We start from the raw sequence: 3,657 nt of genomic DNA, 5'->3' as shown, positions 1-3,657 counted from the left end.
TTTCAACACGCAACGTGCATATGCATCAAAAAACGGCTTGACCGCAGAAAAATTCCGCGTTCAAACCGCATAAACTATTTTTCTATTTAAACTGTATACTTGACGGACCCCAGTGCCAAATTTAGAGGACTTTTTATTTTACTTTTCTGTTGTAAGTGCTAAACTAAAGCCAAACGTATGTTCAGGAGGTTTAAAATGGAGCGCTTATTCGAAAAAGTCATTGCCCTCAAACGATACGACCGCACTTTTGACCCTTATGTTATCTGTTCTGCCTTAGATATTGAGATCTTATATTTTGAACTCGGCGATATTCTAGGATTTAAGACCACTTACTGTGAGGTCTCGTTGATCTATCTCAACCAACAACTTGCTACCACTACGCAACGCTTTGTGGTCGCGCATGAACTGGGGCACATTTTGCTCCATAAAGGGATCAGACCACTACTGCTTCAATATACGGCCCATAGTCGTTTCATCTCACACTTTGAAGCAGAAGCAGATCGATTTGCGATCATCTTGCTTTTATGTCACTATTACACCACAACGAACCTAGAAATCGATCCAGATGCATTGATGCGTGAACTCGGGATCCCTAAACATTGTAAAGCATTATTCTTAGATACATTTTCTCAAATGCAATTGCAACATCAACGACTTGCTCAGTTACTGCTTTAAAATAAAAAAAGCTACGGCCAAAACCGTAGCTTTCATGAAATATCTTAGTTTGTAAAACCGTATTTCTTGTTGAAGCGATCCACACGACCATCGGCTTGTGTGAATTTTTGCTTCCCTGTGTAGAATGGATGTGAGTCGCTGGAGATTTCCACACGAATCAATGGGTATGTGTTACCATCTTCCCATTCAATTGTTTCTTCAGTTGTTTTTGTTGAACCTGACAAGAATTTGTAACCTGTAGCAGAGTCCATGAAAACAACTTTGTGATAATCTGGATGGATTCCTTGTTTCATTCTAAATTCGCTCCTTTGCCCTGACCCATTTGCTGGACCAGAGTTATTTTCGTGTTATACAACAAATAACATAATAACACGAATCTAAATTTGTTGCAATCAGCTTTTATGATTTTTATCTTTCGATCAAAAAAGCTCAGTAAAACGTAATTCTATAGTATCTTTTTGCCCCTGAGCAATTACTGACTACTCTTCATCACGTTTTTTACGCTTAGTAGCGATACCTAGGACTCCCGCAAGTATCGACAAGATCCCAAGAGCAGATGCTTTTTGATCCTCGGCATCACCTGTTTGTGGTAGTTCAGCTGTCTTAGTTTCAGCACTTGTTGACTTAGTCGTTTCTTTAGTTGTATTCACTGCTTTAGTTGGCATGTCAGTATCGCTAGTTTTCTTGCTTTGCTCTGTTACTTCTTCTTTAGCAACTCCACCTACTGTTGTACCACTGGTAATGATATTCAACTGAGTTTCAACAACTTCGCTCGATCCATCCGGATATGTTACCAACAACGAAACATGTACAGTCCTGATTTCTGAAACATTTGGCTCAACGCTCCAAGTCACAGTAGTCCCAGCTGGTAATTTATCCAAGTTAGTGATCATTTCACTTGGAACAGGAAGTTTACCGATCTCACTGGTGCTCGGGCTAGCGACCGGCTCATTGATCTGTGCATCTGTGCCCACTTTCACTGGTACAGCTATTTCTTCAGTCGAACCATCGGGATACGTCACAACAAGTACCCCCTCTTTGTATCCTGGAGTTGTTGTATCGATCGGCACTTTCCATTCCACAATTGTCCCAGTTAGTAATTCATTCAAATTACTGATACCAGTCTTAGCATCTAGTATTTCACCCACCGATGTTTTTATCTCTTGAACAAGCGGTGTGTAGAGATCTGCATCTGTTCCGACCTTGATCGAAACTGTCACTTCCTCTGTTGTGCCATCGGGATACATCACGACGATCTCACCTTCTTTACGACCCGGTGTTGTCGTATCTATTGGTTCTTTCCAAGCGCCCGTCGTACCTTCTGGCAACTCTGATAAGTTTGCGATCCCTGTTTTTGCATCTGGCATTGCACCCACTGGTGTTTTTACCTCTTGACCTGTCGGTGTATAGAGATCTGCATCTGTTCCGACTTTGACCGAAACTGCCACTTCTTCTGTTGTGCCGTCGGGATAGGTTACGACAGCTGTACCTTCTTTATGACCTGATGCCATTGTATCCACTGGCTCCTTCCACGCAACCGTTGTGCCTTTTGGTAAGTCAGCCAAGTTACTGATCCCCGTTTTTGCATCTGGATCACTGCCGATCAATACTTTGATCTCTTGATTGATCGGTTCATTGATCTGTGCATCCGTTCCCACTTTTACGGGCACTAGCACTTCTTTTGTCGTACCATCAGGATACGTTACAACAACTGTACCTTCTTTATGACCTGGTGTTGTTGTGTCTACTGGTTCTTTCCAGACAACTGTTGTACCTGTTGGCAGATCTGGTAAGTTTGCTATCCCTTCTGTGGCTGCTGAAGTCGATCCCACTTGGGTCTTTACTTCTTGACCTGTTGGTGTATAGATCTGTGCATCCGTTCCTACTTTCACTGGTACTACAACTTCATCAGTCGTGCCATCGGGATAGGTTACGACGATCGTACCTTCTTTATGACCTGGTGTCGTTGTATCCACTGGTTCTTTCTTCCATGCGACCGTTGTATCTGTTGGCAGATCTGACAGATTTGTGATACCGGCTGTAGCTTCTGGTGTTTCACCTACTTGTGTCTTTACTTCTTGGCTGATCGGTGTATAAAGTTCCGCATCTGTCCCCACTTTTACCGGTACTGTCACTTCTTCTGTCGTACCGTCTGGATATGTTATAACAACTGTACCTTCTTTTGTCCCTGGAGTTGTCGTATCCACTGGTTCTCTCCAGGAAACTGTTGTGCCAGTTGGAAGGCCATCCATATTTTGGATACCTTTCTTAGCATCTGGATCACTGCCGATCAATACTTTGATCTCTTGACTGATCGGTTCATTGATCTGTGCATCCGTTCCTACTTTTACGGTCACTAGCACTTCTTCTGCCGTACCGTCTGGATATGTTACGACAACTGTACCTTCTTTATGACCTGGTGTTGTTGTGTCTACTGGTTCTTTCCAGGCAACTGTTGTACCTGCTGGCAGATCTGACATATTTTCTATGCCGGCTATAGCTTCTGGGATACCATTCAACTCTACTTGTACTTCTTTTGCTTGTGGTTCATAGATCTGTGCATCCGTTCCTATTTTCACTGGTACTACAACTTCATCAGTCGTACCATCGGGATAGGTTACGACGATCGTACCTTCTTTATGGCCTGGTGTCGTTGTATCCACTGGTTCTTTCCAAGAAAACGTTGTGTCTTCTGGTAAGTCAGCTAAGTTACTGATCCCAGCTTTTGCGTCTGGATCTTCGCCTATTGATGTTTTTACTTCTTGACCTGTTGGTATATAGATCTCAGTATCTGTACCTACTTTCACTGGTACTGTCACTTCTTCTGTCGTGCCATCGGGATAGGTTACAACAACTGTACCTTCTTTATGACCTGGCGTTGCTGTATCCACTAGCTCTTTCCAGACAACTGTTGTACCTGTTGGCAGATTTGGTAAGTTTGCTATCCCTTCTATAGCTTCTGGAGTCGATCCTACTTGGGTC

3 protein-coding genes are annotated in these 3,657 nt (G+C 43.0%); 1 reads left to right on the top strand and 2 read right to left on the bottom strand.

What is annotated here, in order from left to right; translation table 11 throughout:
- Window positions 1–195: 195 nt before the first annotated feature.
- Window positions 196–675: an ImmA/IrrE family metallo-endopeptidase gene (locus Q9Q35_RS01575; protein ID WP_304651834.1), complete on the top strand. Its 480-nt coding sequence runs from the start codon at window positions 196–198 to the stop codon at window positions 673–675.
- Window positions 676–719: 44 nt separating this feature from the next.
- Here Q9Q35_RS01575 and Q9Q35_RS01570 read toward each other — a convergent pair whose 3' ends face one another.
- Together Q9Q35_RS01570 and Q9Q35_RS01565 are read right to left on the bottom strand one after the other, a co-directional pair.
- Entirely contained in the window at window positions 720–968 is a 249-nt protein-coding gene (locus tag Q9Q35_RS01570) for a type B 50S ribosomal protein L31 (protein WP_004049440.1), read from the bottom strand.
- Between the two features lie 186 nt (window positions 969–1,154).
- Window positions 1,155–3,657 (bottom strand): Rib/alpha-like domain-containing protein (locus Q9Q35_RS01565; RefSeq protein ID WP_304651833.1); only part of this gene is annotated, 2,503 nt, incomplete at its 5' end.

This window comes from uncultured Ligilactobacillus sp. (assembly GCF_948826705.1).
In the GTDB taxonomy this organism is placed as follows: Bacteria; Bacillota; Bacilli; order Lactobacillales; family Lactobacillaceae; genus Ligilactobacillus.
The sequence above is the reverse complement of the archived record's forward strand: the minus strand, read 5'-3'. Positions and strand labels throughout refer to the sequence as shown.

Coding starts and splice junctions, on each gene's coding strand:
- Q9Q35_RS01575 (WP_304651834.1), top strand. CDS start 196: ATGGAGCGCTTATTCGAAAAAGTCATTGCCCTCAAACGATACGACCGC.
- Q9Q35_RS01570 (WP_004049440.1), bottom strand. CDS start 968: ATGAAACAAGGAATCCATCCAGATTATCACAAAGTTGTTTTCATGGAC.